Raw genomic sequence first — 24,743 nt, forward strand, 5'->3', positions numbered from 1 at the left:
GACATCCCTTAGGAACTCAAACTTGGGCACGAACAGCACATCGCTGTGTCTTTAGCGATCTAAGTCGGCCGATCCGACACACGGTGAGCCGAACGTCGTCACCTTCAAGACTTGTCGTCTACTGCACGTGATCGCGCGCTTGCGGACATCAGCCTCGTCATCGCAGAGGTGTGTACCCAAAGCTGTGTACCCCAAGTATGTACCTCACGGCGGTCCAGACAGTGCTAGACGGTGGGCGCCAGGAGAACCGGCGCCACCAGTCACCTGCGAACATCGCACTTCGGCAACGACGGCCGAATGCTCTTTAACAGCGGGTCCGGGGTTCGAAACCCTGACGGCGCACCACACAGAAACCCTGCTTCGGCGGGGTTTTTGTGGTTTCCGGGCCCATCCGGGCGGACAACTGTCCGGCACCTGTGGCGCCCAGCCGGGCAGAGTCGACCCGGGCAGGGTTGACCTCGTCCCCCCATCGCGTTCGCCCGATCGGACCAGCGTGGACCGGAATTCTCCTACGATCAGCCGAAGCCGTCTCACGCCTAGCACCGAGGACACCGACATGACGGACTCGACGTTCCAGATGCTGGCCATCGGGCTGTATTTCGCAGCGATGATCGCCATCGGCGTCTACGCCTACCGCCAGACCAGCGATCTGGACGACTACATGCTCGCCGGGCGCAAACTCAGCCCCGGCGTGGCGGCGCTGTCCGCCGGAGCGTCCGACATGTCCGGCTGGTTGCTGCTCGGGGTGCCCGGCGCCATCTATGCCACCGGACTCGGGGAGTCGTGGATCGTGATCGGCCTGGTCATCGGGGCGTATCTGAACTGGCGCTTCGTCGCCCCCCGCTTGCGCGCCTACACTGAGATCGCGAACAACTCGATCACCGTACCGAGCTTCTTCGAGAACCGGCTGCGAGACCATTCGCACGTCCTGCGGATCGCAGCGGGCGCGATCATCCTGGTGTTCTTCACCTTCTACGTGTCGTCCGGCATGGTCGCGGGCGGAGTGTTCTTCGAGGCCACCTTCGGCTCGTCCTACCTGGTGGGCATGCTGCTGGTCGCCGGAATCACGTTGAGCTACACGCTGTTCGGTGGGTTCCTGGGAGCGACCCTCACCGACGTCGCACAAGGCCTGCTGATGCTCGCCACTCTCATCGCGGTTCCCGTCGTCACCATCATCGCTGCGGGCGGGCCCGGCGAGGTGATCGACGCGATCAACGCCGCCGACGCTGCGCACAACCTCGCAGACCCCGCTGACGAAATGCACCGCACCTCGCTGTTCTTCGGCGGCAGCGTGATGGCGATCCTGTCCGCTGCGGCCTGGGGGCTCGGCTACTTCGGTCAGCCCCACATCATCGTCCGGTTCATGGCGCTGCGCTCCCCCGCCGACGCGAAGGCCGGCCGCCGCATCGGCATCAGCTGGATGGTGCTCAGCTCGGTCGGCGCCATTGCCACCGGATTCGCCGGCCTGGCGTACTTCTACAGTCGCGGCGAAACACTCGACAACGCCGAGACGGTGTTTCTGCAACTGGCACAGGTGATGTTCCACCCGTTCGTGGCCGGAATCGTGCTCGCGGCGGTACTCGCGGCGATCATGTCGACGATCTCCTCGCAGCTCATCGTCTGCTCCTCCGCACTGGTCGAAGACATCTACCGCGCGTTCGGCAAGGAAACCAGCCCGACCCGGCTGGTCAACTACGGCCGGTTGGGGGTGCTGACCGTCGCGGTGGTGGCGATGCTGCTCGCGTTGAACCCCGACGGGACGATTCTCGATCTGGTGGGATTCGCCTGGGCCGGCTTCGGCGCGGCGTTCGGCCCGCTGATCATCTTGTCGCTGTTCTGGCGCCGACTCACCTCGGCCGGCGCGATTGCCGGGATGCTCAGCGGCGCGGTGGTCGTCGGAGTCTGGGGCCAGACAGACGCGCTGGCCAGCGTGATGTACGAGATCGTTCCCGGCTTCATCGCCTGCGGTGTGGTGGCTGTGGCGGTGTCGCTGCTCACCAGACGCCAGAACGACGACATCGAACGCGAGTTCTCCGAGATGAACGCGGCGGTTCAGGAACCGGCTCCGGCTGCCTGAGCGGCCCGCCCCCTCCAAGGCTTTCCCCGCAGACGCTTCCCCGGAGACCAGCGCGGCGGGTCAGGCGACCGCCATGCCCACCGTCAGCCCTGCCACACCGCCCACCTCGGCTGCGACGGTCGGCAGCGCCAGCTCGACGGCCTCGACGTTGATGAAGCCAAGTTGGAGCAGGTTCTCGTACGGCGTGGCCGAACCCACCAACTGCAGCTTGAGCTGCGAGTCCGGCGCCATCGTGTAGGCGATCTGCTCCAGGTCGATGGAGACGGTGTGCGTGCGGCCGTCGAGCGTCACCGGGATGGGTGTCACCAGGTTGCCCAACACCAAGCCGGTGGTTTCGTCGACCAACTGCCCGTAGATGTGTCGACTCGTCCCCAGGCCCGAGTACGTGATGGTCAGCTCGGGCGCGCCCACGATCTGCACGGTGGCTTCCGGGGACGGCACCTCGACGTCGATGGCCAGCGCGGCTTCCGAAGCCAGGGCCGGAGACACCAGAAGCGGTGTGGGCGACTGCGTCTGCGGCCCGGAACCGCCCAGCAGCGGCAGGATCGGCAGGAACCCGCCGGCCCCGGCGACGACGAGGGACTCTCCGTAGAACGCCGGATCCGACGGCAGCAGATCCGAGAAGAAATAGTCACCGTTCTGGTCGAACCACTCGAACCGTGGTCCGGTGGGCACCAATTCGTTTCCGTTGACGTACTTGTCGAGCCAATCCAGCGTCGAGTCGATCAGCAGGGGGGTCTGCAACGGGCTGATCGGGTCCAGGCAGACGCCGTGACCACCGCACGCCCAGATCATGTCGACCGGGGTGCCGGCGGCCTCCAGCAACATCGCGTTGGTGACGGCCTGCGCCAGGGTGAACAGACCGTCGGCGGTGCCCTGGATCAGCAGCGTGGGCGCGGTGATGCCGCTCACCAGCACGGTGGGACCGCTGCTGGCCAGGATGGCCTGCTGGGTCTCGGTGATGAATCCCAGCAGATCGCCGAGGATGATGGCCGGGTAGATCTGCGAGTTGATTCGGGCGCCGCCCTCCAGCAGATCCAGTCCCAGCAGGGTCGCCCAGGCGGTCTTGAACGCCTCGGTGGGATACAACGCCTCGTTCAGCGAGTTCCACGCGATCACCGGGACGATGGCCTCGATCCTGTCGTCGATGCCCGCGGACACCAACTGGATTCCACCACCGTAGGAACCGCCCACCATGCCGACCACGGGGTCGCCGGGACCGTCGAGCAGTGTCTCCGGGCGGGTCGCAACCCAGTCCAGGATGGCCTGCACGTCGCGGCCCTCGAAGAACGGGTTGTCCAACTGCAGCACGCCGCCGGACGCGAACTCGCCACGCGGATCCCAGGTCACCACGTTGTACCCGGCGTCCCGCAGCGGCACCAGTCCCGGCACCAGGTTGAACACCGTCGTCACGGAGGTGGGGTCGATGTTGCCCGGGTCGCCCAGACCCGGCCCATTCAGCACCGTCGACGCGGTTTCGCCGGCCTGCAGACCCGAGGCCGGGAAGAAGTTCGTGCTGATCTGTACCCCGTCGAACGACGTCACCATCGTGGTGAAGGCGACCGGCGCACCGGCCGGCACCAGTTCGCCGACATTGACGTCGATCGGTGCGATCACCCGGTATCCGATGAACGGTTGCAGGATGGTGCCCAGGATCGGAATCTGCTGCAGACCGAGGACGATCGGCTGGACGAAGTCACCCAGCAGTGGAATCTGCTCCAGGAAGCGCACCAGCCCGGTCTGCTCGCTGACCATCACCGTGAACTGCTCGATGCCACCGGACTCGACGACCGACAGGTCGGGCAGGAACGAGAAGCTGCCGTCTTCGGCGAGGGTGATCTTGCCGCCCTGGTTCGGCTCGTCGATGATGGTGTAGATCAACGGGTTTCCCCGCGAATCGGTGGCGCCGACGTTGCCGTAGATGACCCCGTCGAGGAACTCGAGTACGGGGTTCACCGAGACCGGACCGCTCTCGAGTTCGCGACGGGCGGCCGCTGCCATCGCCCACTCCATGGGCGAGTTCATCGGCGGAGCCGCCGGCCCCCCACCGGCGAACGGGCTGAGCAGCCCGACCATCTCGGTGAGGGCGACGTCTGGCACGGCCGCCGTGGCGTCGACGGACTCTTCGGCGGCAGCCGTCTGCTCGGCCGGCGCTGTCTGTTCGGTGCCCGCACGGCCGGCGACGGCCTCGGGGGTGGCCAGCCATTCGACGGCTTGGTCCTGCCGCTCGGCCGCGAGTTCGGCATCGACCTCGTCGCTCACTACTGTCGAGTCGACCCCGTCGCTGGGAGCCGCCGAGTCGACGTCGTCGACCACCTCCGCGGGGGCTTCCGACTCCGCGGACGCATAGCCGCCGCTGTCTGCCGGATCGTCCCCGTCCACGTCTCCGTCAGCTTCGAGACCCTCGTCGACGCCGAGATCGGCGTCGAGGTCTTCGCTGTCCCCAGCCGTGTCGTCGCCGTCGTCGCTCTCCGAAGCGTCGTCGCCCTCGGACGCGTCAGCGGCCTCGTCACTGTCCGAGGCATCGTCACTGTCCGAGGCATCGTCGCCGTCGCCCGCATTCGCCGAGGGGCTCGAAGCGCCGGCGGTCGAACTGTCGGTACCGCCTGTGGAGGAGCCTGCCGAACTACCCGACGACGCACTCGAACCCGACTCTCCGGAGCCGGTGTCCGCAGCCGCGACACCGTAGCCCGTCAGGACCGCAGCCCCGACGCCCAGGGCGACCGCGAGGCCACCGATCCGACCGACATGTGCCGCTGCGCTCATAACGTCCTCCCACCGACCCGCGAATGCCGGGCAAATATATGCCGCGTCAATAGTCGGGCACCGGGGATTGCCGAAAAGTGTCACAGGCAAATGGCAATTGGTACGCGCGTGCAGTATTCGGGGAGTCGCTCAGAAGACGCTGTCGTCAGCGAAATCGCCGTGACGAGGGCTGGCAAAGTTGTCTGATGTCACCAGATGGCCATGAGACGAAGCGGCCGCACAGCCTCAGCCCTCGTCGCCGGGCACGTTCGGCCGACCGTGATCAACGACGCGGAGCGAACCCGCCCGGACCGGGCTGACCGAGCAGCGGGTTGCCCTGGCCCGCACCAGGCTGCCCGGCATGCTCGCGTTGATGCTGCTGAATCGCCTGAACCAGCGGGTTGTCCTTCATCAACTGGCGCCGGTCTTCTTCGGAGAGCTCGTAGAAGGTCCACATCCCCCATGCGGCCGGCCGGATGTAGAGCGTCACCTTCTGCCGCTTGCGGGTGTTCTGCGGAAGCATCGCCGGAACGGGCACGACCCGATCGAGCGTGACGGCGCCCACCAACTCCTGGGCGAGCTTGTCGATGTCAGCCGAGTCCTGGAGTTCGTACACCGAGGACTGGTGACTCGGCTGCGTCGCGCCCTGGAGGGCCAGGAACCAGGCCATGCCGGCCTCCTTTGCTGTCGTGGACAGCGCCAGCGTAGAGGACGCGCCGGCCGCGGCGCTTGCCAGCACCTCCCGACTTCCCGACACACGGCGCACGGCGGATGTGCGACACGAGGTATCCAGCGATCGGTTTACGTTCACGAAAATTCTGGGGATTTCTCGGCCGAGCGCCCCGACACTGTGCTAGAGCTCACTGCCCGCGTGGCGATCGCAAGCTGGTCACGATTGCCCCGATGGTAACCATAGAGATGGCTGCGCGAATATTAACGGCACGTGCGCTGGGAAAAGAGCCACCACAGTGCTATGGTTGCCGTTAGCTGTTGAACATGGTCCCTACATCGGGCAAACCATGGACGGGTGAATCGAGGAATTAGCTGATGGCAGGCCTGGCCGATCCGGCGCCGATGGGGACCGGTGGTGAGAACTCAGCTGATCACGTGACTGGCCAACACCCGGTCGCGATCCGTACCTGCTCCCGGCTGGGCCGGGTGGCCAACCCGCCCGGCTTCACGTTCCCGACGTGGCTGCGAGGTGGCCGGCGGCGCTGAATCGTCCGCTCAGGGCTGGCGGAGGCGGCGCACGGTCACGACGATGACCACCAGTCCGACACCGGCCAGCGACGCCGCCACGGCCGGTTGGCGAACGAACCGCACCACCCCCGCCTTCAGATCGTCGGCGAGCCGGCGCGGGTTGGCGCGGGCAGCGAGAGAATCCACGGTCAGGGCCAACTGCTCCCGGGCCTCGTCGATCTCAGCCTTGATGCTGTCGGGATCGCGGTCCGCCACATCTGCCTCCGTGCCTCATCGCCTACTGTGCTCATCCACCGACGGCGCGCCTGTTCACCGACAGTGCGCCCATCGACCAACGGTGTCGTCCTGCCGCACTACCCTAGATCAGCCGGGGCGAGACCGAGCGCGCCGGTCGCTTCAGATCGCACCGGACCCCGCGACACCGGAGGACAGCTACCCATGCCGCAGACCCCTCGCCTCGAAGTAGGCGACACCGCTCCCGCTTTCAGCCTGCCCGACGCCGACGGCAACACCGTCGAACTCTCGGACTACAAGGGCCGCAAAGTCATCGTGTACTTCTACCCGGCCGCGTCCACCCCCGGCTGCACCAAGGAGGCCTGTGACTTCCGGGACAACCTCGCCGAGCTCAACGACGCCGGTCTGGACGTCGTCGGCATCTCACCGGACAAACCCGAGAAACTGGCGAAGTTCCGCGACAAGGAGGGCCTGACGTTCCCGTTGCTGGCCGACCCCGACCGCACAGTGCTCGAGGCCTGGGGCGCCTACGGCGAGAAGACCATGTACGGCAAAACCGTGCAGGGCGTCATCCGGTCGACCTTCGTCGTCGACGAGAAAGGCAAGATCGCGTTGGCGCAGTACAACATCCGCGCGACGGGCCATGTCGCCAAGTTACGTCGCGATTTGTCGGTCTGATCCAGCCAACCGGTCCAGTAGCAGCGCTTCGGCGGTCGCCGCCCGCTCCAGCACGCCGAGGTGCAGGCTCTCGTTGATGCTGTGCGCCTGGGTGTCGGGGTCCTCGACCCCCGTCACCAGAATCTTGGCGTCCGGAAACGCCGAAGCGAACGCGGCGATGAACGGAATCGAGCCGCCCACTCCGGCGTCGATTGCGTCGTTCCCCCAGGCTTGGCGAAAGGCCGCACGCGCCGCTTCATAGACGGGCCCGCTCGGGTCGATCGCATACGGCTCGCCGACGTCGCCGGGCGTCACGGTGACCAGCGCACCCCAGGGTGTGTGCTGCTCGAGGTGGCGGGTGAGCGCAGCCAGGTGTTCGGCGGCGTCACCGCCCGGCGCCACCCGCATGCTCACCTTGGCGCGGGCGCGTGGTGTCAAGGTGTTGGACGCCTTGGCGATCGGCGTGGTGTCGATGCCGACGACGGTGATCGCCGGTTTCGCCCACAGGCGCTGCGCCACCGAGCCCGAACCGATCTCCTGCACACCGTCGAGCAGACCGGTGTCGGCCCGCACCCGTTCCGGGGTGTACTCGACGGGTGCGGCAGTCGATTCGTGCAACCCGTCGACCGCGACGTTGCCCTCGTCGTCGTGCAGGCTGGCCAGCAGCCGCACCAGCACGCTCAACGCGTCGGGCACGACACCACCCCACATGCCCGAGTGCAGCCCGTGGTCGAGCGTGGCGACCTCCACGATGCAATCGGCCAGCCCGCGCAGCGACACCGTCAGCGACGGAACCTCGGTGCTCCAGTTGTCGGAGTCGGCGATCACGATGACATCGGCGGCCAGGGCGTCGCGGTGCGCGGCCAGTAGCCGCGACAACGACGGGGAGCCTGACTCCTCTTCGCCCTCGACGAAGACCGTCACCCCGACCGGCGGGTTCCCACCGTGCGCACGGAAAGCAGCCAGATGTGTGGCGATGCCCGCCTTGTCGTCGGCGGTCCCGCGGCCGTAGAGCCGTCCGTCGCGTTCAGTCGGCTCGAACGGCTCCGAATGCCACTGAGACCGATCACCTTCCGGCTGCACGTCGTGGTGGGCGTACAGCAGAACCGTCGGGGCGCCGGGCGGCGGGGGGTGGTGCGCGATGACAGCGGGGGCGCCACCTTCGGCCACGATGCGTACGTCACCGAATCCGGCCTCCGACAACAACTTCGCCACCTCTTCGGCGCTGCGCTGCACCTCGCCGCGGCGGTCGGGGTCGGCCCACACCGACTCGATGCGTACCAGGTTCTCGAGATCGGCGCGCACCGCTGGGAGCACGTCGCGCACCCGCGCCGGGATGTCAGTCATGCGTCGAGGTTAGCGGCTCCTCGTCACCGGGTGACTCGGCCCGGCGGCGCTCCTCGGCGACGCGATCCTTGCTGCGCAACAGGCGCAGGAGTGTCACGAGACCCAGTCCGCCGACGAGGTTGCCGGCCGCGGTGTATCCGAACCATCCGAGCCAGTCCAGGTAGCCGAACGGTGCCTCACCGGTGATCAGCGCCCCGAAGATCAGAAGCGAATCGAGGATGGAGTGGAACAGCTGCAGACCCGCGAGCAGGAACGCGCCCGCGATCGCGGCCGCGATCTTGGCCGGCACCGAGTCGGTGCCGTGCTGCATGCGGGTCATCAGCGTGATCACCATGCCGCCCAACAACGACAGCGCGATCGTCTCGGCCGACAGGGGTGCCGTCGCATAGTGCGACGCGGATTCGATGGTCTGCGCGTGCAGCTGCGGCAGCGCTGTCATCATCACCAGCATCAGCAACCAACCACCGGCGAGGTTGGCGACCAGCGTGCCGCTCCACAGCTTCATCAGCTGCCTGAAACTGGCCCGTTTGGCCGCGACCGTCGTGACCGGGACCAGGAAGCCCTCGGTGAACAATTCGCTGCGACCCAGCAGCAGCGCCAAGAATCCGATGGAGAACGCCAGTCCGGCCAGCAGCGGCTGGTGGGTGACGTTCAACACCGCCAGATAGGCCAACACCCCCACCGCGATGTCGGTGCCGCCGAAGAAGCCGGTCACCAGAACTTCGCGCCAGCTGCGGTGCAGGCGCTGAGTGCCCTCGTCGACCATGCGACGGAAGGCGTACTCGAGCGCGTCTTCGATCGGGCTGTCGGATTCCCCCAGCTTTCGGCGCTGGTCTGTCTCGGTCACAGTTTCGTCCTCCGATGCGGCCACAGTGATCCGCCGGGATACCCGAAACGCCGGGCCGCCAACCGGCGGTGCGGGCCGATCAGCGCGCTCGGCCGCCCCCGGTCTGCGGCCAGTGTCCTAGATCGGCGCGACCCGCCCCGCCCAGGGCATCGCCTGTTCCAGTTGAGCGGCCAACTTGACCAGCAGGGACTCGCCGGCCAGCGGTGCGACGAACTGGACCCCCATCGGCAAGCCCTCCGGCGTCCAATGCAGCGGAAGCGAGATTGCCGGGCGCCCAGTCAGATTCGCCAACTGGGTGTAGGGCACCCAGTTGAGGTTCTTGTCGACCATGTCGTCGACGATCTTGGTGTACTTCAGGAACCGCGCTGTCCGGGTCTTGAGCAGAGCATCGGCCGCCCGGGCCAGTGCCACAGGAAGTTCGAACTCGCCGATGGTCGGCGGTGGGGTGGCCAATGTGGGGGTCAGCAACAGATCGTAGGACTCGAAGAACGTACTCAGCCGGCGGGTGTGCGCATGCCGGCGTTCCACGGCATCCACATAGTCGACGCTGCTCGTGGCGCGACCGAGCGCCGCCATGATCAACGTGTCCCGTTCGAACGACTCGTCCCCCGCACCGCTGAGCCGCTTGGCCTCGGCCACCTCCCACGCCGCGACCACGAACCAGGTCAGCAGGAAGTCACGCGCCAGCTCGGCATCGTCGTAGGGCGCCTCAGGCAGTTCGTCGACCTGGTGACCCAGCTCGGTCAACGCGCGCACGGTCGTAGCCACCGCAGCGTAGGCCTCGCGGTGCGGCGTCGGCGTGATCGCCGAGGGCACCCGCACCCCGATCCGCAGCGCACCGGGATCCTGGCCCACGCACGATGTCAGGGACGACGGCGGCATGGCCGGGACGTAGGGCCCGAACGGTTCGCCGCCGCTGATCACATCGAGCATTCCCGCGGTGTCGCGCACCGTGCGCGACACCACACCCTGCACAGCGGAGCCGTGCATGGCCTCACCGGCCAGCGGGCCTGACGGCGTCAGACCGCGACCGGGTTTCAGACCCACCAGCCCGCAGCAGGCCGCGGGGATCCGGATGGATCCGCCTCCGTCGTTGGCGCCCGCGCAGGGCACGATCCCGGCCGCGACCGCCGCAGCCGACCCGCCCGAGGAGCCGCCCGGGGTCCGGTCGGTGTCCCACGGATTACGTGCCGATCCCCACGCGAGCGGTTCGGTGACCCCTTTCGCGCCGAACTCGGGGGTGTTGGTCTTCCCGAAGATGACCAGGCCCGCGTCGATCCATCGCTGCACCACCGTGGCGTGCTCGGCGGCCGGGGTCGACATCAACGCCCGCGAGCCGGCGGACGTCGGCAGTCCCGCGTAGTCCTGGGCGAGGTCCTTGATCAGGAACGGCACCCCGGAAAACGGTCCCTGCGGCCGGTCCGGCGGGACTGCGGGGACGTCACGCACGACGGCGTTGATCCGCGGATTGACCGCGGCCGCACGCTCGCGGGCCAGCGTCAGCAACTCCGCCGCGGACACCTGTCGGTCGGCTACCAGCTTCGCCAGCGATGTGGCGTCATGGGCGCGGTACTCCTCGAAGTCCATGGCCTGACCGTACGGCCTCACCGTTTACCGGGTCACGAAAGCAGCAGGGTCTGCAGCAACTCGGGGACGAATGTTAGCGCTCCTCGAGGACGGCCACCGCGGCGGCGGTGTCGGCCTCATGGGTCAGCGACAGATGAATGGTCACCTCTTTGAGGTGCTCGGCCACCGCCCCCGACAGCCGCACCCGCGGCCGCCCCCACATGTCGGTGATCACCTCGATGTCGCGGTGGATGCCCTCGGGCAGCACCGGCCGTTTCGAGAACCGCGACACCGACCACGCCTTGATGACGGCTTCCTTGGCCGCCCACCGCGCCGCGAGGTGGCGCGCCGCCGACGAACTCTTGTCGGCGGCGTCGCGCCGCTCACCCGGGGTGAACGTCTCGGCGAACACCGTGCCCGGCCGGTCCACCTGCTCGGCGAACTCCGGAATGGAGACGAGGTCGATGCCTATCCCGACGATGGCCACGCGCAGCACGCTATCGCACGGTTCACCGCAGATACACGCCGTTCTCGCCGAGCCGGGACGCCGTGTCGAGCAGCATCGCGGCTTCCTGCGCCTTCTCGGAATGCTCGCTGTCGAAGCGACGGTCGGCGGGCCGCTCGTACATCGGCCGTCCACCGGCGATCGCCGAGGCCAGCCGGTGTTGTCCGGCCAGCGAGCGCTCCTGCGCCCGTGCGGCGTAGGTCTCCCGCTGCTCGGGGCTGAGCGTGGCCAGGAAGGCCTGCGGATGCACCAGCGCGATCAGACCCGACACGTGGCCGAAGCCGAGGCTGGTGACCAGACCGGCCTTGAGCGGGTACTTCTCGCCCATCCGCAGCGTCTCGCGCGGCCACACGAAGTGCGCCGAGGTGGCCAGCTCGTCGTCGACACAGTCCAAGCTGCGGTTGGGCGGGATGACACCGTCGCGCAGAACCTGGCACAGACCCATCATCTGGAACACCGCCGCGCCGCCCTTGGCGTGCCCGGTCAGGCTCTTCTGGCTGATGACGAACAGCGGGGCGCCGTCCGAACGTCCCAGCGAGTCGGCCAGCCGCTCGTGCAGCTCGGTCTCGTTGGGATCGTTGGCCAGTGTGGAGGTGTCGTGCTTGGAGATCACCGCGATGTCGTCGGCGCCCACCCCCAGCTTGGCCAGGGACCGCGCGAGCATCGAGTCGCGGCCGCCGCGGCCTGCACCCAGCGCGCCCAGCCCGGGGGCCGGGATCGAGGTGTGCACGCCGTCGGCGAACGACTGCGCGTAGCCGACAACCGCCAGTACCGGCAGACCCATCTTCACCGCCAGGTCTCCGCGGGCCAGCAACACCGTGCCCCCGCCCTCGGCCTCCAGGAAGCCGAGACGGCGACGGTCGTTGGCGCGGGAGAACTTCGAGTCACTGATGCCCTTACCGCGCATGACCTCGGTGTCGGCGGTGGCCGCCATGTCTCCGAAGCCGATGATCGCTTCCAGCGTCAGGTCGTCGAAACCGCCGGCGACCACCAATTCGGCCTTGCCGAGCTTGATCTTGTCGACGCCCTCCTCGACCGACACCGCCGCGGTGGCGCACGCGCCCACCGGATGCACCATCGCGCCGTAACCGCCGACGTAGGACTGCATCACGTGGGCGGCAACAACGTTGGGCAGCACCTCCTGCAGGATGTCGTTCGGCTTGGACCTGCCCAGCAGGTTGCCGTGGTACATGGTCTGCATCGACGTCATGCCACCCATGCCGGTCCCCTGCGTCGAGGCCACCAGACTGGGATGCACGTAGCGCATCAGCTCGGCCGGGGTGAAGCCCGAGGACAGGAACGCATCGACGGTGGCGACGATGTTCCACAGCGCCACCCGGTCGATGGAGGTCGCCATGTCCTGGCTGATGCCCCACACCGTCGGGTCGAATCCGGTCGGGATCTGGGCACCGACGGTCCGCGACAACTTGGTCTTGCGCGGCACCCGAATCTCGGTGCCCGCCTTGCGGATCACCTCCCAGTCCCCGGAGTCGGGGATCGGCCGCGCCGCGGTGTGCTCGGGATCGAACTCGACGAACGCCCGCGCGTCGGCCTCGCTGGAGACCACGAAGCGGAAGTCCTTGTCCAGGAACACACTGACCAGCAACGGCGAGGCGTGATCGGGATCGATGGCCCCGTCGTCGACGAACTCCCGGATGCCGCACCGTTGCACGACCTCGTCGTGGTACCGCTCGACCAGCTCGGACTCGTCCACCAGGTCACCGGATTCGGTGTCGTACCAACCGGGTTGGGGATCGTCCTCCCACTTGATCAACCCGGTCGTCCACGCCAGCTCGAGCACACCGGCCGCGGAGAGCTCGTTGTCCACCTCCATCTCGAAGCGGGTACGTGACGAGCCGTACGGGCCGAGTTCGGCGCCGCCGACGATGACGACCAGGTCGGCGGGATCGACGTCGAGATCCGCCCACTCCGGCGCCGGGGCACCGGCGTGCGGACGCGGCGGCGACGGCAGCGCGGCGATCAGATGATCGGCGGCAACGTCCTCGTCGTCCTCGTCCACCGAACCGGTCGCCTCTTCGCGCGCCTTGGTGGCCAGCTCCGACAGATCCAGCTCGGCCTCGGCCAGGCCGCCGGTGAGATCGGCCTGCACGGGCTCGCGGGCCGCCGCGACCTTGGTCTCGACGTCACACAGATCCAGCAGCATGGCGGCCATCTGCTCGGTGGAGTACGTAGTCACCCCCGCGTCCTCGACCGCGTCGACGATCACGTCGTTGTGACCCATCAGGCCGGTGCCTCGGGTCCACCCGATCAGAGCGTGCGCCAGGCTGACCCGCTGTGCCCAGGACGTCTCGGCCTTCCACCGGGACACCACCGCGTCCAGGGCCGACTTCGACTCGCCGTAGGCGCCGTCGCCGCCGAACATGCCGCGGTTCGGAGAACCCGGCAGCACGACGTGCAACCGGGCCGCGATGTCGCGGTCGGCGCTGATGTGCGACAGGCCCGCGACGAGCCGCTGCACGGCCCACAACAGAACCTTCATCTCCATCTCCGAGCGCGATCCGGCCTCCGACAGGTCGCCGCCGACACGCGGCGCGGCGAACGGGAACAGCAGCGTCGGGGTCAGGGCGTCCTTGATGTGGATGGACTTGGGCCCGAGGCTCTCGGTCTGCTCGGTGCCGACCCATTCGACCAGCGCGTCGATGTCGTTGTAGGACGCCATGTTCGCCGGCAACACCCACAGCTTGGCGCCGAACCGGGCGTGGTCGCGATAGAGCGTGCGGTAGAACGCGAGCCGGCTGTCGTCCAGGCGGGAGGTGGTCGCGATGACGGTGGCGCCGCCGTCGAGCAGCTGAGCCGCCACCGAGGCCGCGATCGACCCCTTCGATGCGCCGGTCACCACAGCCACCTCGTCGCTGTAGCGGCCCCTGCCCGGATTCTCCGCACCCGCGGCAGCGCGCGCGTAGAGCGAGGCGTGGACATTGCGGCCGGCGGCGAGCGCCTTGCCCTGCCAGTAGGTGGCCTGGGTGCCGACCACGTGGCCGGCGCCCTCGAAGCGCTCCGACAGGTGCGCCCACTGTGCGTCGACGTCGTCCTCGTCCATCAGCCAGATCCGGACCAGATCCTCACGGGCACTGGCCCATCGATCGTCGAGCAGCACGGCCTTGCGCCCGTCGAACGACGGCGCCACCAGGCGCGGCCAGTCCGATCCGAGCTCGGCGGTCACCAGGTCGATGAGTTCCGCATCGGCGGAGGCGTCCGGTGTGGCGAACGGTGCGCCCAGGCCGAGCTCGTCGAGGATGGTGCGGGCCGTCGCGGCCAACACACCGTCGGGCCCGGTGACCTTCTCCGCGAACTCGCCGAGAGCGGCCGAATCGACCACCCCGCCGCCGGCGCCACCGGCGGACGGCAACGACACCGGCACACCCTGGCGGGCGCCGATCGCGGCGACAGCGGCGTCGATGACCTTGTCGACCGACGCGGCGTCGGCCAGCGCGCCGTCGTGCAACCCGCCGAGCGCCCCGCCGCGCACGCTGGACCCCTCTCGGGTGCCCAGCGCGACCTCGACGGTGGCGTGCCTGGCCCAACCGTCGCCGAGTTCCCAGGTCTTCTTGACCCGCTCGGTGATGTAGGCCGGCCGCTTGCCGGACGGGCCGAGGACCGTGCGCAGCTGATCGTTGATCGCATCGGAGAGCACCGGGCCGAATGGCTTGTACGTGCGGGCCAGCTTGGTCACCTGCCCCTTGAGGCCGGCCAGGTCGGCCTCGGCGGCGCCGTCGATGGCGCCGAGGTTCAGCTCTGAGCCGAGGTCGACGAGCATCTGGTTGCGCCGCGAGGACGCACCGTCGGTGATGGACTCGATGGAGTCCAGCGCCTCGATCTGGTCGATCCGGATCTTGGCCGACAGCGCGATCAGCGCCATGGTGGCGTCGGCGGCGTCGAAGGTCAGGTCATCCGGACGCGGACCACCACTGGGCGCCGCGGGGGCGGGGGCGGCTGGGGCCGCCTCGACCGGTGCCGCCTCGGCCGTCGCGGGTGCGGCGTCCGCCGGAGCCTCCTCGAAGTCCGGTTCGGGGTCGGTGTCGGTGGCGAACAGCACCGCCGCGTCACGCTCGGCGTTGAGCACCTCGGTGGTGTTGTGCGAGTACTCCGGCAGCTTCAGCGTGTTGGTGGCCAGACCCGCGACAGTCGGCGCGTTCTTGACGCCGATCTCGACGAAGCGCTCGACGCCCAGACCGCCCGCCGCCTCTTCGATGAACAGCAGGTCCTGGGTTTCGATCCAGCGCACCGGGCTGGCGAACTGCCAGGCCAGCAGCTCGATGACGAGCTTGCGACACAGATCCGCGGGCCGCTCGTTGCGCCAGGTGTCGTAGTCGGCCAGGATCTCGTCGAGCGGCTCGGCCGGCACCAGGTCCCGGACCTCCTGGATGAAGTCGCGGTCCAGGGTGAACGGCCGCGGCACCAGGTTGGGGATGTAGCGCCCGATCAGCAGTTCGGGGTCGGCGCCGCGCGGCATGACCCGCTCGAGGGCGCGGCGGAAGTCGGCCACGCCGACCCGCAGCACAGACGAGTGAAACGGCACGTCGATGCCGGGCACCAGGATGAAGGACCGCTTGCCGCCGCTGATCTCGCGACGCCGCTCGACCTCCTCCTCCAGTGCCTCGAGCCCGGCGACGGTGCCCGCGATCGCGTACTGGGCGCCGCGCAGGTTGAAGTTGACGATCTCGAGAAACTCCCCGGTGCGCTCGGAGATCTCGGCGACGAACGCCGTCACGTCGGCGTCGTCGAGGTCGATCTGCGAGGGGCGGATGGCCGCCAGCCGGTAGTTCGACCGTCCGGCCGCGTCGCGCGGCACGATGTCGTGCATCTTGGAGCCGCGGTGGAACACCACCTCCAGAAGCGCGGGCAGCTCGTACACGCCCGACACACAGGCCAGCGCGGTGTACTCGCCGACGGAGTGACCGCACGCGATCGCTCCCTCCACGAAGGCGCCCTGCTCACGCATCTCGGCGACCTGAGCCGCCGCGACCGTGGCCATCGCGACCTGGGTGAACTGCGTCAGGTACAGCACGCCTTCGGGGTGGTGGTAATGCACGCCGGAGGCGATCAGGCTGGTCGGGTTGTCACGCACCACGTGCAGCACCGAGAAGCCCAGCGTCTCGCGGGTGAACTTGTCCGCCGAGTCCCAGACCTTGCGGGCGGCCTTCGACCGCGCCCGCACGTCCATGCCCATGCCCTTGGACTGGATGCCCTGACCGGGGAACGCGTAGACGGTCTTCGGCGCGGCCAGCTGCGCCGTCGCCGACATCACCAGCTCGGAGCCGACGCGGGCCGCGACCTCGATGATCTCGGCACCGCGGTCGATGCCGACCCGGTCGACGCGGAACTCGATCTCGTCACCGGGAAGCACCATGCCCAAAAAGCGGGACGTCCAGCCCACCAGCCGGGCGGGCGGGGTGGCTCGGCCGTCGGTGGCGGTGACCGCGTGCTGGGCGGCCGCGGACAGCCACATGCCGTGCACGATGGGCTGCTTCAGCCCGGCCAGCAACGCGGCGGCGCGGTCGGTGTGAATGGGGTTGTGATCACCGGAGACCACGGCGAACGCGCTCATGTCGACCGGTGCGTTGACCACGACGTCACGCCGACGCCGACGCGGGGTGTCAGTGGCGTTGTCGGTGATGGCGCCGCCCGCCCGAGGCGGGTCGGTGAGCTCGGCGGCCCCGGTGCGGCCGCGGATCGCGAACCGCTCCTCGAGAGTGGCCAGCGCCTTGACGGGTTCGGCGGCCTCGGCGATGGTGACGCTGACCGGGACGACGCGACCCACCTCGGTGTCGGTAGCCGACTGGGCGGTCGCGGTGACGACCAGGTCCGTCTTCGTCGCCGGCATGGCGGCCAGCAGGTGCGCCGCGTGGTCGAGGTGCACCAGGCTCAGCAGGCCCTCGACGACCGGGAAACCGTCGTCGGTCAGCGCCGAACCGATCGCGGAGAACACTGCCGGCCAGCACAGGCCCACCAGGGCGTCGGGCACCAGCGTCAGGCCGGGGGCCAGCGGCGCACCGAACGTGGCGGTGACGCCGGTGTGGTCGGCGACCTTCTCCGGATCCCACGACACCGTCACCCGGGAGGTGTTGTCCGCCACCGGCGGCAGAGCGTCCGGTCCGTCGACGCCGGCCGCGATGGCCAGCACCGCGCGCATCGCCGTCGACGCGTCTTCGACCGTGACGATCGGCATGCCGCCGTCGACGGTGGCCGACGGCAGCGTGAACCGGATGTCGATCCAGATGTCGGACAGCGGCACGCTCAGCGTGACGGTGACCTTGCCGGCGTCGTCGGTCGCCTGCTCCAGGCGCGCACCGGTGTTCGGGTGGGTGGCGCTGGGCTTGCCCGGTACATCGTTGACCTGCCACTCGCGTGGCGCCCCGATGCGGTGCACCGGGTTGATGGCGGTGCGCCCGGCCCACAACACATCGGGCGAGTCGAGCACGACGGCCAGCGGGCCGGTCACATCGGCGCGCGCCTGGCGACGCGAGACCATCGGAACCGGCGCGGCGCCGTCGGCCAGCACGCGGTCGACGATCTGCTGTTCGAAGCGGTCCAGCAGCTCGCCGACGGGCTCGTCGGCGCGGGTGATGCCGGCCACGGCCTGGGTGCCGGGGATGATGCACACCTGGTCAGCGGTGTAGCGCGCGTCGTGGGCCTGCCACAGCGAGTCGCTGCGCCACCAGCGGCGCACGTCCTTGTCGATGACCGGCACGAAGTTGACCGGCTTGCCGGGCTTCTTGCACAGCGTCACGAAGAACGGCACGTCGGCCGGGTGCAACCGCACCGTCTCGGCGTCCGGATAGCGGGCCAGCAACGCCGCGATCGCGGTGTCGGGATTGTCCAGCAGCGCCTGGCCGTCGGAGCTCTCGTCGAACAGCGACTCGATGGAGCCGGAGTCCTTCTCGTTCAAACGCGCCTCGGCCCGCTTGAGCATGGCCTCGAAGCGCTCCCGCCAGGTGTCGGCCAGCCAGGGGCTGCCGGGTTGCACCGTGTCGGCGGTGCTGTTGCCGTCGCCGATGGCCAGCTCGATGTAGCGCTGCAGCCACTGCAGGTAGGTCATCTGCCCGACGTCGCCGAAGTACGGCTTGGCGGTGTCGGCCATCGCGGCGATGATCTCGTCGCGGCGCTCGGCGACCGCGTCGGCGTCGCCGGCGACCTCGTCGAGCAGCCGCCCGCAACGCGACGCGGTGTTGTCGATCTCGTGGATGTCGGCGCCGAGCTGGCTGCGACCGCTGGCCATGCCGTTGATGGCCTTGCCCGCGCCCACCCAGGTGTCGGTGCCGTTGGTCTGCACGAGCATCTGCTTGACCGCCGGGGAGGTGGTGGCCTCCTTGGTAGCCATTGCCGCGGTGCCGACGAGGATGCCGTCGACCGGCATGGAGGGGAAGCCGTAAGGCTTGGCCCAGTCACCGGAGAGGTAGTCCGCCGCCCGCTCGGGGGTACCGATGCCGCCGCCGACGCAGATGGTGATGTTGCGATGCTTGCGAAGATCGCCGTAGGTGGCCAGCAGCAGATCGTCGAGGTCCTCCCAGGAGTGGTGGCCACCGGCCCGGCCACCCTCGACATGGACGATGACGTCCCTGTCCCCGACTTCGGTGGCGATCTTGATCACGGACTTGATCTGGTCGACCGTGCCCGGTTTGAACACCACGTGGCTGATGCCGACGCTGTTGAGCTCTTCGATCAGCTCGACGGCCTCGTCGAGCTCGGGGATGCCCGCGGTGACGACCACGCCGTCGATGGGCGCACCGGACTGGCGCGCCTTCTGCACCAGCCGCTTGCCACCGACCTGCAGCTTCCACAGGTACGGGTCGAGGAACAACGAGTTGAACTGGATCGCGCGACCGGGTTCCAGGAGCTCGCCCAGCTCCTGGATACGCGCATCGAAGATCTCCTCGGTGACCTGTCCCCCGCCGGCGAGCTCGGCCCAGTGGCCGGCGTTGGCCGCGGCGGCGACGATCTTGGCGTCCACGGTGGTCGGCGTCATACCGGCCAGCAGGATCGGGGAACGGCCGGTGAGCCGGGTGAACTTGGTCGACACCTTGACCGAGCCATCGGGCAGGGTGATGGGCGCCGGGGCGTAGCTGGACCAGGCCGGCGCGATGTCGGGGGCGGCACCGACGGTGAACAGGCTGCGCTGACCGGCGCGGGTCGCGGCGGCCACGATGCCGATGCCCAGGCCGCGGATCACCGGTGCGGTCAGGCGGGTGACGGTGTCGCTGGGACCCAGGTCGACGATCCACTTGGCGCCGGCGGCGGCCAGATCCTCGACCTCGGCGACCCAGTCGACCGGGCGCACGAAGATGGTTTCGGTCAGTTCCCGGGTCAGCTCGGCGTCCAGGCCGGTGCGGGCGGCCCACTCGTCGACGAGGTCGACGCCGCTGGCCAGACGCGGGGTGTGGAAGCCGACCTCGACATTGAGCTGGTTGAACACGGGCCGGAACACCGCGCCGCCGCGGGTCTTGTTCTTGCGCTCGGCCTCTTCTTTCTCGGTGATCTTCTCGCAGTACAGCTCGAAGCGGGCCAGCTGCTCCGGGGTTCCGGTGATCACGACCGAACGCCTGCCGTTGCGGATGGACAACGCGGGCGGCAGCACCGTGCGGACGTCCTGGGCGAACTCGTCGAGGAGTTCGGCCATCCGTGCCGGGTCGACATTGGTGACCGAGACCATGGGCGATTTGTCCCCGCGTCCGACCATGCCGCAACGCCGCGACACCAGGGATCCGGCGGCGCCGATGAGCTGGCCGATGGCGAGCAACTCGACGTCACGGTTCCCGCCGGCCTTGAGTGCCTCCACGGCGGTGACACCCTGTGAGTGCCCGGCGATGGCGACGGGAGGATGCCCTGTCAGATCGAGGCCTTGACGCTTGAGGGCGCGCATCGCGGCCATCTGGGTGAGCAGGATGCCCGGCCCGGAGATCGCCGCAGTGGTGAGGTCCTTGGCGGCAGGCAGCGGCTCCTCGGCGGCCAGCGCGCGGATCCACTTCAGCGGCTCGAAGCCGATGGGGCGAACCACGACCAGCTCGCGGGCCAGCGGCTCGAGCAGCAGTTCGGCCTCGCCGACCAGCGCGCTGATCTCCGACTCGATCCCGGCCGAGTTGACCAGCTCCTCCAGGTTCTCCAGCCAGGGGCCGCCCTGCCCGCCGAATGCCACGGCATAGGGCTCGCCGGAATGCAACCGATCGACGAGGGCGTGCGTGCCTGACAGGGGTTCGTGGTCCGGTCCCGATCCGTTCGGAGTGCCGGTGGCCGCACGGTGCTGGTCGTTGATCGTCACGTCTGGTGTTCTCCTCGGTACTGCAATCGGGCTGCGATCGCGCTGGCCCGCGTTTCCTCGGGCAGTGGGCTCGTGGGTGCTGGCCTGCACTCCGTTGCGGGGCCATCGGCGATTCGGCGTCGAATCCGGCTGGTTCGACCGCGGCCGTGAAGTCGTGAGGACGGGGTCCGGCACAGTGCGTCGAACACTGCGGTCAGGGCTCGCCCTCGTGGCGCGGTGGTCTCTCCAACCGTTGTAAGAGTGTCATAAGAGACTGAGTAAGTTTCGCGCCCAAAATGGTTACTGGCGAGTTCTACGCGTGGGTAACAGAACGATGCGTAACGCGCGCCGCCGGGTGGCCCGAACCGTTGCGGTACAAACGTCCTGCATGCGGGTGGTTACGCTTGAGTAAGAACGAAGTAGCAGATCAAGGCAGTTTTGTTATCAAATCGTTATCTGAAATTTCGCGTTCTCACGGCGTCGGAGTTCGTTGTCGACAAGCATGACACTCTGGCTCGAAGTGTCGCGCGGCGCCGTTTCGCCTGCCGTCCGAGTTTGCTGCGAAAACTTACCGGTCAGTAAGTCCGCGACACGTGCCCACGATCATGCGCATTCGGCGCCCGACAACCGTGCTCCTGCAATCACATTGGCCCGCGCGCAGGCGACGATCAGGCTCCGCGGCCCGGCTCCCACGCGCCGGTCAGCAGGATCCCCGCGGTGTAGTCCGATGCCGACGCCACCATGTGGCGGCGGGTGGCCTGGTCGAACTTGGTGGCCACGACCTCCTGGCCGAGCTCGCGATAGTCGTCCACCATCCGCCGGATCTCGGCCATCTCGTCGGGCTCGGGAAGATAGCCAGGGCCGACCCGGGCCTGGAACAACTCGACGAGACTGACGACGAACGCTTCGGCCAGATCATCGACCGAGTCGTCGGACGCCTCGAGGAAGCGCACCAGGGCCCGCACGTAGAGGCGATGATCGGGCGCCCGAGACAGGATGTCGGCGGCGGGACCGTCGATCAACCGGACCTTGCCGGCCACGATCTCGGCCATGCCGTATGCCACCAGCTTGCGGGCCTCGACGCTGTCGGGCCCGAGACCGAACCCGTCGTCGTCGACCTCGGGCTCTTCCTCCGGAGCTTCACCGTCCCGGGGCCCCAGCACAGCCCGCTGCAGACCGAGGATGTCGGCCAGGTCGGTTCCCTGGCGCATGCTGGCGAAGAACTCGGCGATGTGGGCCGAGTTGTAACCCTTGCTCAGCAGCTGGCTGATGGTGTTGAGCTGGGACAGGTGGTAGTCGTCGTAGAGGGCGGCCCGGCCGTCCCTGCGCGGCGGGTCCAGGAGGCCACGCTCGCGATAGGCGCGGATGTTGCGCACGCTGACCCCCGAGACCCTCGCCAGCTCCTCCAGCCGGTATTCAGCCAAGACCCAACCCCCCCTGGTGTGGCCGGCCTCGGTCGAACGCGTTCATGCGACCACTGTAGTCCCGAGGGCAACCTTTTGAGCGAAGTTACCAAGCTGAAAAAACAAATGTTTACTGAACCGCAAAAAGCTGCTTGGAACTGAGTTGATCTGGCTCTTCCCAAGCGCTTGCTGGCAATTGTCTGCGAATCTAGCGAACTTTGCTCCGCACGCCCCCGCAGACGGGTTGGCACGGACGCACCGTGGTGGGCGAAGATGGTGAAGCGTCCTTCACCGAATGCAGGACATCAGGACAAAGTTGGTCGAACTCCGTCCGCCGTCATCACTGTCACTTCCCGTCGAGAGGTTCGCCGTGCGTCCCTGGATTGTCTGGACGACCGGGCTTCTCGCCTACATCGTGGCTGTGCTGGACCGCACCACGCTCGGTGTCTCCGGACTCGCCGCCGCCGACCGGTTCAGCACCGGCCCCGGCTTGCTGTCGACCTTCGTGGTGCTCCAGGTGGTGGTCTACGCGGGTGCGCAGATCCCCGCCGGTGTGTTGCTCGACCGCTTCGGGTCCAAGGCGTTGATCGCCGCCGGCGGCGTGTTGATGGCCTCCGGACAGTTGGTGCTGGCCTTCACCGAGTCCCTGCCGATGGCCATCGCTGCGCGCGCAGTCGTCGGACTCGGGGACGCCGTCACCTTCATCTCGGTGCTGCGCCTGGTTCCGCACTGGTTCACGATGCGTCAGGTACCGCTGGTGACCCAGCTGACCGGCATCTGCGGCCAACTCGGCCAGGTGCTGTCGGCAGTGCCGTTCCTGGCGGTGCTGACGGCGATGGGCTGGACGGTCGCCTATGTGTCCGTGGCAGCGCTGGGTGTGCTGTCCATCGTGCTCACACTCGCCATCGTCAAGAACACCCCCGACGGCACCACCACGATGCGCGAACCCACCTCGGCGCGCGACACCCTGTCCAGCGTGAAGACCGTCTGGCTTCGTCCAGGCACCCGGCTGGGCTTCTTCACCCACATGGGCACCCAGTTCTCGGTCACCGTGTTCGCCCTGATGTGGGGGGTGCCGTATCTGACCGTGGCGCAGGGCCTGTCCGCAGGGGTGGCCGGCGCCCTGCTCACCATGTCGGTCGCCGCCGCGATCTCCTCGGGCGTGTTGGTCGGGGTGTTCACCGGACGCCATCCGCACCGACGCTCACGCCTGGTCCTCGCGATCATCGCCAGCAACGCCCTGGCGTGGTCGGTGGTCCTGGCACTGCCCGGCCCGGCCCCGCTGTGGTTGCTGGTCGTGCTGGTCGTGGTCATCTCGGTGGGCGGCCCGGGTTCGATGGTGGGTTTCGACTTCGCCCGGACCTTCAACCCGAGCACCACATTGGGGACCGCGCAGGGCATGGTCAACATGGGCGGCTTCCTGGCCTCGCTACTGCTCATGCAGGCGATGGGCGTGATTCTGGAGGCCACCGGCGGCCTGTCGTTCGAGTCGTTCCGGATCGCCTGGACCCTGCAGTACGTGGTCTGGACCGTCGCGGTCGTCGGAATCCTCATCACGCGGCGCAAAGCGCGCCGGCTGCTGCGCCTTCAGGACGATCGCAGCCTGCTCGAAGGCATCGAGAAGTAGTCGGCCGCTAACCGGTGCGCAGCGTTTCGGCCACGGCGTCAGCAGTGTGGCGGTGTCCGCGGACTTCGTAGCCGACCACCCACACGACCGGCGCGATCGTCACGAGGAGCAGGCAGTTGGCCATGGAGATCCCGCCGACGGCGAGCACCACGGCAAGTCCCAGAACCGACAGCGTGACGGCCAACAACGCCATGTGGAAGACCGCAGCCGCCCGCAGCATCGCGGCGTACAGCACGAACATCATGACAATGAACACCGCGACCGGGATCACGACGGACAGCACGGTCGCCGTCGAACTCAGCTCGGAGTGATCCTCGATGTAGTACGCCGCGGCGTGCAGTCCGGCGCCCGTCACCACGATCGCGGCGAACACGAGGATGTGCAGGTAGCCGAACTGGAAGGAGCGCTCGCGGCGCACGTGCAGGACGTCGGCGTGCGGCAGCACGAAATACGCCCACCACATGCCGAACGTGAGACCGATGCCGGCGACGCCGACGAAGACCGCCTCCACCGACCAGCCCTGCTCACCGACGACGGCGGACAGGGATGCCACGGTGCCGACCACGCCCTCACCCAACGTGATGATGGTGAACAGGCCGTACCGCTCGGCGATGTGATGGGCATGCCAGGGTGTTCCGCCGGCTCGGGACTCGGCGAGAACCGGGCCCATCAACTCCACGCCGATCAGCGCCAGCACCATCAATGCGGTCACCGGCAGCGAGGCGTGAACGAAAATGGAGGCGATCCATCCGACCTGAGCCACCGTGATCCACCAGGCGTAGGTCAGACAGGCCCGCCGCCTCGGACGGTCCTGCACCGCGGCGCGCACCCATTGGCCGACCATCGCCACCCGCATCACCACGTAGCCGGCCACCACGACGGTGGTGTCGACGTGGCCGCCGTGCTCGATGGACGTGTACAGCTGGGGCAGGCCCAGCGCCAGCACGACCACACCGACCATCTGGACCATCGTCATCAGCCGATAGACCCAGTCGTCGGTGTCATAGGCCGAGGCGAACCAGCTGAAATTGATCCACGCCCAGCTGACCGCGAAGGTGGCCAACGCGAAACCGGCCAGTCCGGCGGCGATGTGATCGGCCGCCAGCAGATGTGCGAACTCCGAGGCCGCAATGCCGAACGCCACCACGAACGTCAGATCGAACAGCAACTCCAGCGGAGTGGCCGCCCGGTGCGCCTCGTGGGGGTCGCGACCCACCATGGGCAGGAACCGGTGCGCCCGGTTGGTGGATGTCTGCCCGTCGTCGCTCACCGCGCCCCC

General features: G+C 68.3%; 14 protein-coding genes. 4 read left to right on the forward strand and 10 right to left on the reverse strand.

Annotated elements, in window-relative coordinates:
* Positions 1–556 precede the first annotated feature (556 nt).
* Entirely contained in the window at positions 557–2,077 is a 1,521-nt protein-coding gene (gene putP / locus J3476_RS20625) for a sodium/proline symporter PutP (RefSeq protein WP_207068229.1), read from the forward strand.
* A 60-nt stretch (positions 2,078–2,137) separates the two neighbouring features.
* Here the strand turns inward: putP and J3476_RS20630 are convergent, their stop codons facing one another.
* Positions 2,138–4,843, reverse strand: coding sequence for a CocE/NonD family hydrolase (locus J3476_RS20630; RefSeq protein WP_207068230.1), 2,706 nt, complete (start codon positions 4,841–4,843; stop codon positions 2,138–2,140).
* 262 nt (positions 4,844–5,105) lie between these two features.
* Complete coding sequence (locus tag J3476_RS20635; RefSeq protein ID WP_152517916.1) at positions 5,106–5,492, reverse strand: hypothetical protein; 387 nt, start codon at positions 5,490–5,492, stop codon at positions 5,106–5,108.
* 377 nt (positions 5,493–5,869) lie between these two features.
* Between J3476_RS20635 and J3476_RS20640 the strand changes: the two genes are divergently transcribed.
* Complete coding sequence (locus J3476_RS20640; RefSeq protein ID WP_207068231.1) at positions 5,870–6,040, forward strand: hypothetical protein; 171 nt, start codon at positions 5,870–5,872, stop codon at positions 6,038–6,040.
* A gap of 9 nt (positions 6,041–6,049) precedes the next feature.
* On the opposite strand, the gene J3476_RS20645 is transcribed toward J3476_RS20640, so the two are convergent.
* Positions 6,050–6,277 (reverse strand): DUF3618 domain-containing protein, encoded by a 228-nt coding sequence (locus tag J3476_RS20645; RefSeq protein ID WP_152517917.1) that lies wholly within the window; start codon positions 6,275–6,277, stop codon positions 6,050–6,052.
* 183 nt (positions 6,278–6,460) lie between these two features.
* On the opposite strand from J3476_RS20645, the gene bcp reads away from it, so the two are divergent.
* Complete coding sequence (bcp, locus tag J3476_RS20650; RefSeq protein ID WP_207068232.1) at positions 6,461–6,934, forward strand: thioredoxin-dependent thiol peroxidase; 474 nt, start codon at positions 6,461–6,463, stop codon at positions 6,932–6,934.
* Here bcp and J3476_RS20655 read toward each other — a convergent pair.
* The 6 genes from J3476_RS20655 to J3476_RS20680 form a co-directional block, all read right to left on the reverse strand.
* Positions 6,911–8,260 carry a dipeptidase gene (locus J3476_RS20655; protein WP_207068233.1) on the reverse strand — a complete coding sequence of 450 codons (1,350 nt, stop codon included), beginning with the start codon at positions 8,258–8,260 and terminating at the stop codon, positions 6,911–6,913. The genes bcp and J3476_RS20655 overlap by 24 nt on opposite strands.
* Entirely contained in the window at positions 8,253–9,107 is an 855-nt protein-coding gene (locus J3476_RS20660) for a formate/nitrite transporter family protein (protein WP_207068234.1), read from the reverse strand. The genes J3476_RS20655 and J3476_RS20660 overlap by 8 nt, the downstream gene beginning before the upstream one ends.
* 117 nt (positions 9,108–9,224) lie before the next feature.
* Positions 9,225–10,694: an amidase gene (locus J3476_RS20665; protein ID WP_207068235.1), complete on the reverse strand. Its 1,470-nt coding sequence runs from the start codon at positions 10,692–10,694 to the stop codon at positions 9,225–9,227.
* A gap of 73 nt (positions 10,695–10,767) precedes the next feature.
* Entirely contained in the window at positions 10,768–11,160 is a 393-nt protein-coding gene (locus J3476_RS20670) for a holo-ACP synthase (RefSeq protein WP_152517922.1), read from the reverse strand.
* A 22-nt stretch (positions 11,161–11,182) separates the two neighbouring features.
* Entirely contained in the window at positions 11,183–20,386 is a 9,204-nt protein-coding gene (locus tag J3476_RS20675) for a type I polyketide synthase (RefSeq protein WP_207068258.1), read from the reverse strand.
* 716 nt (positions 20,387–21,102) lie between these two features.
* Positions 21,103–21,858: a MerR family transcriptional regulator gene (locus J3476_RS20680; RefSeq protein WP_207068236.1), complete on the reverse strand. Its 756-nt coding sequence runs from the start codon at positions 21,856–21,858 to the stop codon at positions 21,103–21,105.
* A 349-nt stretch (positions 21,859–22,207) separates the two neighbouring features.
* On the opposite strand from J3476_RS20680, the gene J3476_RS20685 reads away from it, so the two are divergent.
* Positions 22,208–23,464, forward strand: a complete 1,257-nt coding sequence (locus J3476_RS20685; RefSeq protein ID WP_207068237.1) for a nitrate/nitrite transporter — start codon at positions 22,208–22,210, stop codon at positions 23,462–23,464.
* 7 nt (positions 23,465–23,471) lie between these two features.
* On the opposite strand, the gene J3476_RS20690 is transcribed toward J3476_RS20685, so the two are convergent.
* The gene (locus tag J3476_RS20690) at positions 23,472–24,734 is read right to left on the reverse strand and encodes a low temperature requirement protein A (RefSeq protein WP_373889101.1); all 1,263 of its coding nucleotides are present in this window, start codon (positions 24,732–24,734) and stop codon (positions 23,472–23,474) included.
* Between the last annotated feature and the right edge of the window lie 9 nt (positions 24,735–24,743).

This window comes from Mycobacterium sp. PO1 (assembly GCF_017312405.1).
Classification (GTDB): domain Bacteria; phylum Actinomycetota; class Actinomycetes; order Mycobacteriales; family Mycobacteriaceae; genus Mycobacterium.

Excerpts from the sequence above, each read along its gene's own strand:
- putP (WP_207068229.1), top strand. The coding sequence starts at position 557 with ATGACGGACTCGACGTTCCAGATGCTGGCCATCGGGCTGTATTTCGCA.
- J3476_RS20630 (WP_207068230.1), bottom strand. The coding sequence starts at position 4,843 with ATGAGCGCAGCGGCACATGTCGGTCGGATCGGTGGCCTCGCGGTCGCC.
- J3476_RS20635 (WP_152517916.1), bottom strand. The coding sequence starts at position 5,492 with ATGGCCTGGTTCCTGGCCCTCCAGGGCGCGACGCAGCCGAGTCACCAG.
- J3476_RS20640 (WP_207068231.1), top strand. The coding sequence starts at position 5,870 with ATGGCAGGCCTGGCCGATCCGGCGCCGATGGGGACCGGTGGTGAGAAC.
- bcp (WP_207068232.1), top strand. The coding sequence starts at position 6,461 with ATGCCGCAGACCCCTCGCCTCGAAGTAGGCGACACCGCTCCCGCTTTC.
- J3476_RS20655 (WP_207068233.1), bottom strand. The coding sequence starts at position 8,260 with ATGACTGACATCCCGGCGCGGGTGCGCGACGTGCTCCCAGCGGTGCGC.
- J3476_RS20665 (WP_207068235.1), bottom strand. The coding sequence starts at position 10,694 with ATGGACTTCGAGGAGTACCGCGCCCATGACGCCACATCGCTGGCGAAG.